Below are 1,437 nucleotides of genomic sequence, written 5' to 3'. Positions count from 1 at the left end.
TGAAGTGAACCCCGAAAGTTGGACACCCAACAAGTAGGGGTTTTACGCTTAAATGGGCAGAAAAAAGTACACAACAGAATTCATCCGCAAGGTTGTCCTCCACTACCTTAATAGTGCTGATGGTGCGAAAAAAACAGCTAAGCTGTTTGGTGTCGATCATGGTGCTGTCCGTCGTTGGACGGAGCATTGGAAGGCGCGTGGTGAGGATGGACTCGACATCCCCATGAGATCATACTCAGCTGAAACTAAAGAATCAGTGGTCCTTTGGATGCTGGATAATGGCCAATCCTCCCGCAAGGCGGCTGCAAAGTTCAACATATCAGCAGCGAGTACGATTAGCAGATGGGAACGACTGTATAGGGAAGGCGGTATTATGGCTCTTCACAATAAGCCGAAAGGAATGCTCCCAGGGGCGAAAAAAGCGGTTCAACTGAATGATGAGCTTGTTGCTCCCCATCCTGAGTTTCGTACGGTTGAAGAAGAACTTGAGTATCTTCGCGCGGAGAATGCTTATTTAAAAAAGCTTCGGGCCTTAATTCAGGCGAACCAACAGAAAAAACACGAATAATCAATGAATTAAGGTGTCACCATCGACTGGTTTTACTGCTCCGGATTGCCAGACAGTCGCGTAGCACGTTCTACTGGAAAATTAAGGTCAATGGTCGTGGCTGCAGTTATGTACATGAAAAGGAAAAGATAAAAGAGCTATTCCATTACCACAAAGGGCGCTATGGCTACCGCCGCATTACGATGGCCTTGCGTAATGAGGGTTATGGTCTTAACCATAAAACTGTACGGAAATTGATGCGGGAACAATGCCTTGCCTCCAATCTAAGGTGTAAACAGTATCAGTCATACAAAGGGGTCTACGGCAAAGTTACACCTAACATCTTAGAGCGGAATTTTAATGCTGACGGCCCAAATCAGAAATGGGTAACGGATGTTACGGAGTTCAATATCAAGGGGAAAAAGCTATATCTGTCACCGGTATTGGATCTGTACAACCGAGAGATTATTGCCTGGAACATAGATACCAAACCGGATGTAAATCTCGTTGGTAAGATGCTGGATAGGGCATTGAAAAAACTCAGTAAAAATGACACCCCGATGCTGCACTCGGATCAAGGATGGCAGTATCAGATGGCGACTTATCAAGCGAAACTTATCTCGTGGGGTGTCAAGCAAAGCATGTCACGAAAAGGAAATTGTCTCGATAATGCAGTGATAGAGAACTTCTTCGGGCTCCTCAAAACTGAATGTTGGTACAACGAAGAGTACGAAGACGCGGAACAGTTGAAAAAGGCAGTGGATCGCTACATTGACTACTACAACAACGAACGCATCAAAGTAAAACTAAACGGTCTAAGCCCGGTACAGTACCGGACTCAGGCCATGTTAGCCGCCAGGCAAAGTGTCCAATAAATGGGGTTCACTTCA

At 45.7% G+C, this 1,437-nt stretch carries 1 protein-coding gene; it reads left to right on the top strand.

Annotated elements, in window-relative coordinates:
* The first annotated feature begins 52 nt into the window (after positions 1-52).
* Positions 53-1,422, top strand: a protein-coding gene (locus BEI65_RS25785) for an IS3 family transposase (RefSeq protein ID WP_099065651.1) whose coding sequence is annotated in 2 segments (ribosomal slippage) — positions 53-515 and positions 515-1,422 — 1,371 coding nt in all. Because the reading frame shifts where the segments join, the coding sequence is not laid out codon by codon here.
* Positions 1,423-1,437 lie beyond the last annotated feature (15 nt).

It is taken from the genome of Serratia sp. BW106 (genome assembly GCF_002607755.1).
Lineage (GTDB): Bacteria > Pseudomonadota > Gammaproteobacteria > Enterobacterales > Enterobacteriaceae > Serratia > Serratia proteamaculans.
This window is presented reverse-complemented; position numbering and strand designations above follow the sequence as displayed.